Source organism: Dorea sp. 210702-DFI.3.125 (assembly GCF_020560945.1).
In the GTDB taxonomy this organism is placed as follows: Bacteria; Bacillota; Clostridia; order Lachnospirales; family Lachnospiraceae; genus Dorea; species Dorea formicigenerans.
This window is the reverse complement of sequence record NZ_JAJCNF010000056.1, coordinates 1-3,617: the sequence shown is the minus strand read 5'-3', so window position 1 is coordinate 3,617 and position 3,617 is coordinate 1. Positions and strand designations below refer to the sequence as shown.

Here is a 3,617-nt window from a genome sequence, read left to right as displayed (position 1 = left end):
GCTTCCATCATGGGAATTACTTCTTTGCTTTCTTCTAATGTCATTCAACCACTCCTTCCATATTGACAATGCACCGGATACCTTACCAAAGGTTGTGATTACCTTTTGCAGTAGTGCATTTTGTTTTTTAATCATCTGGTTTTCCTCTACCTTCCATGAACCATTCCATATCTGTCCGGTGAGATATTTTTCCTCAATCTTTCTTGCATCCGCACCCTCATGAATCGTAGGGATTTTTAATTTGCCCTGTCTTTCATAAGAGCGGTGGTCAATCTGATTGTCTATGGATAAATGCCGGTTACACATCCCAGCCCATTCGCTTCGCCATAACTCACAATTCTTTGGATTATTCCAGCCGGTAGCATCGGTCAGAACCCGTTTCCATTGTTTTCGGTTTCTTGCCCCGACTTTCTGTACTCCGTTTTCATCAAGTACCGGAATGCGGATTCCATGCCGATCAGGATTTTTCTTATCCTGCCACCAGTCCGGGTGGGATTCATCAACCACGATATTTCCGTCAGTATCTCTGACAAAATCCCAGTCCTTGACTTCTTTGCTGCCCCATGAATGATCCAGATTGAATGGTCGCATGGTTACAAGTAAATGCACATGTGGGTTTCCATCGCCCTTATCGTGTATGCTCCAGTCGACACACATTCCCTTATCCACGAAAGTCTTTTGAATATATTCGGTTGTATAATCAATCTGTTCCTGTCTGCTCCATTCTTTCGGCAGGGAAAATTCAAATGAACGTCCAAGCTGGGCATCTGCATTTTTTTCTATCTTCAAGACCTCATTCCATAACCGCTGTTTCTGAAATGTGATTTTAAACTTTTCCAGTGCTGCTTCCTTATCGCCTGCCCTTTTATAACGGATAGACTGTTGAAACCTTTTTATATTTTCTTCCGGTACCTGCAGCCACTCCGGAGGTGCATTTTCGCACATCATCAGACTGGTGTAGACGACTTCCTTTTTGGAAGTGTAGTAGCTGATCCTGCCTGTTTCCTCATTCTTCATCACATCTCCGTTAAGATATGCAGATGCGGATATGACAGATTTTCCTTTACTGCGTCCGACAATTTTTACTGTAAAATGAAATATCGCCATGCTACGATTCCCCCTTTCTGCCGTATCCGGCATTGATTTCCGACAGAATCTTCTTCTGGTTTGGCAGGAGTGAAGCTGTCGGAACGCTCTCTGCGCAAGAGTGCCCCCTGCGGCATGAGCAGGTCTGGCTGAAAGCCCCGCCGACGGAACGAGCCCGGCAAGCGTAAGCGCAGACCGGTTGCCACTTGTGGCAGACTTATAAGGACGACCTCTGGTTGTCCATAAGTGCGCCCTTCATTCAAAGGCAATGAAGGGAATGGAAAACCCACTCCCTCCGCCATTACACTTCCTCCATATCTGTAAGTGGCTCTTTCTGCATCGCCTTTGAGAAAAACTTTCCGTTTGTTTCCTGCCTTTTTAAGAAGCCGATTAGTTTTGGTAAATCTTCCTCCTCAATCGGACATCCAAGAACTGATTCCACCGCACCGCCAATCTGACAGAGCCTGTGGGTTCTTTTTTTACTTTCCTCGGCTTTCTTTCGCTTTTCCAGTTCCTTCCGCTGTGCTATGAGCTTTTTTGTAGCTTCAATGCTTTCCTGTTCCTTTTTCTCTAATGCACGTATTCTTTCTTCATAAGTCTTTGTTGATTTCGCCATATCGTCTTCATCCTTTCTTTTTCCGATAAACAACAGTTCTCGGTTGCATATCAGGAGAAGCACATGGTATAATCCTCTTGCGTGTAGGTATATCATGGCTTCGGTCTGATAGAACCTTTGGCGGTTTCTTAGGAAGCCGCCTTTTTAAGTTGCCACATTTCTTGTGACAGCTTTTACATTCCCTTTATCCCTCAGATCTCGCCCCTCGTTGGCTTCCATAAACTTTTCCAGAATGTCAGTTTTAATAAGGACTTTTCTTCCGACCTTTAATACCGGAAGTTTCTTCCATTCAACCAGCTTTCTCAAAGTGTTTCTGCCAATCCCTGTATAGTCGGCTGCTTCCTCGATGGATAATGCAATCTTTCTTTCCGTCATCTTGTCACCTCCTAGTAAATTGCATTATGCAATTTTTATTGTGCTGTTAGTATAGCGGTTTTATATTACATTGTCAAGCGTTATGAAATTTTAAAAATAATCATTAAATTGCATATTGCAATTATGTGAGGTACATGCTATAATTCATACATACCGAAAAAGGAGGCAATCAGCATGAAAGATAAAGAACTACGCAAGCTGATAGGTAGCAGGGCAAAACAGCGTCGTCTGGAATTAAATCTGACACAGCCTTATGTTGCAGAGAAGATGGGAGTTACCGCTTCCACAATACTGCGTTATGAGAATGGTTCGATTGACAATACCAAAAAGATGGTGCTGGAAGGTCTTTCGGAAGCACTTCATGTATCTATTGAATGGCTCAGAGGTGAAACCGATGAATACGAAACCGATATTACGGATAAGAAAGAATTACAGATTCGTGATGCAATGGGCGATATTCTCAAACAGTTACCTCTCGACCTTAGTAAACAGGAAGATGCTTTTTCCAAAGATTTACTGCTGTTGATGTTAAAGCAATATAACCTGTTTCTGGAATCATTCCAGTTCGCCTGCAAGAATTATAAGGGCAGCACGAATGAAGCGGATATTGCAAAAGTAATGGGGTTTGAGTCGAATGATGAATATAACGAGATCATGTTTCTCCGAGAGATCACCCATACCGTCAATGCCTTTAATGACATGGCAGATATCGTAAGAATCTATTCCAAGAAACCGAAAGCAGCAGAACAAAGGCTTGAAAATCTTTTATCAGAAGTTTTGTATGAGGATTCCGATTCGGTATAGAACGACAACCGGAGTTATGATACAATGAGCACGAGCGAGTCACGCTGTTTACAGATTTGACGAGCGGCGAATTGGCTTATGGACTTGTCCATAAGATGCCTACACGCAAGAAGCATTTCATCAGTTCCGATTGTCTGATATCGAAAGGAGACACACGATTATGGCAAAAGGATCTGTAAGAAAAAAAGGAAAGAAATGGTACTACCGCTTCTATGTAGAAGATGCAAGCGGCAATCTGGTTCAGAAAGAATACGCTGGAACAGAAAGCAAAAGTGAAACGGAAAAACTGCTCCGTCAGGCAATGGACGATTACGAAAGCAAGAAATTCATTGCAAAGTCGGAAAATATTACAGTTGGAGAATTACTTGATATATGGGCAGAGGAAGAATTAAAGACTGGTACTCTCAGTAATGGGACAGTCCAGAATTACCTCGGTGCTATTACCAACATCAAGAAGCATCCAATTTCAGAGAGAAAGTTGAAAAATGTAACATCTGAGCATTTACAAGCCTTCTTCGATCTGCTTTCCTTTGGTGGCACTTATCCAGATGGTTCAGAAAGAAAAGGTTATAGCAAAGATTACATTCGTTCTTTCTCGGCAGTATTACAGCAGTCATTCCGATTTGCAGTATCACCAAAGCAATATATCACTTTCAATCCGATGCAGTATATTAAGCTGAAATACCAGACGGATGAGGTTGACCTGTTTTCTGATGATGACATGGATGGCGATATA

5 protein-coding genes and 1 pseudogene are annotated in these 3,617 nt (G+C 42.4%); 2 read left to right on the top strand and 4 right to left on the bottom strand.

What is annotated here, in order from left to right; genetic code table 11:
- The 4 genes from LI164_RS15410 to LI164_RS15395 all read right to left on the bottom strand — a co-directional run.
- Window positions 1–1,107, bottom strand: a 1,107-nt coding sequence (locus LI164_RS15410) for a MobA/MobL family protein (protein ID WP_227087364.1), incomplete at its 3' end; no start/stop codon positions are given.
- Window positions 1,083–1,388, bottom strand: coding sequence for a hypothetical protein (locus tag LI164_RS15405; protein ID WP_227087363.1), 306 nt, complete (start codon window positions 1,386–1,388; stop codon window positions 1,083–1,085). The genes LI164_RS15410 and LI164_RS15405, both read right to left, overlap by 25 nt.
- Window positions 1,388–1,702, bottom strand: coding sequence for a hypothetical protein (locus LI164_RS15400; protein WP_014080633.1), 315 nt, complete (start codon window positions 1,700–1,702; stop codon window positions 1,388–1,390). The genes LI164_RS15405 and LI164_RS15400 overlap by 1 nt, the downstream gene beginning before the upstream one ends.
- A 144-nt stretch (window positions 1,703–1,846) precedes the next feature.
- Complete coding sequence (locus LI164_RS15395) at window positions 1,847–2,077, bottom strand: helix-turn-helix domain-containing protein (RefSeq protein ID WP_003505382.1); 231 nt, start codon at window positions 2,075–2,077, stop codon at window positions 1,847–1,849.
- A gap of 174 nt (window positions 2,078–2,251) precedes the next feature.
- Here LI164_RS15395 and LI164_RS15390 point away from each other — a divergent pair, with 174 nt between their 5' ends.
- Together LI164_RS15390 and LI164_RS15385 are read left to right on the top strand one after the other, a co-directional pair.
- Window positions 2,252–2,881, top strand: a complete 630-nt coding sequence (locus tag LI164_RS15390; RefSeq protein WP_227087362.1) for a helix-turn-helix domain-containing protein — start codon at window positions 2,252–2,254, stop codon at window positions 2,879–2,881.
- 160 nt (window positions 2,882–3,041) lie between these two features.
- A pseudogene (locus LI164_RS15385) lies at window positions 3,042–3,617 on the top strand (site-specific integrase); the annotation flags it as partial.

Excerpts from the sequence above, each read along its gene's own strand:
- LI164_RS15405 (WP_227087363.1), bottom strand. The coding sequence starts at position 1,388 with ATGGCGGAGGGAGTGGGTTTTCCATTCCCTTCATTGCCTTTGAATGAA.
- LI164_RS15400 (WP_014080633.1), bottom strand. The coding sequence starts at position 1,702 with ATGGCGAAATCAACAAAGACTTATGAAGAAAGAATACGTGCATTAGAG.
- LI164_RS15395 (WP_003505382.1), bottom strand. The coding sequence starts at position 2,077 with ATGACGGAAAGAAAGATTGCATTATCCATCGAGGAAGCAGCCGACTAT.
- LI164_RS15390 (WP_227087362.1), top strand. The coding sequence starts at position 2,252 with ATGAAAGATAAAGAACTACGCAAGCTGATAGGTAGCAGGGCAAAACAG.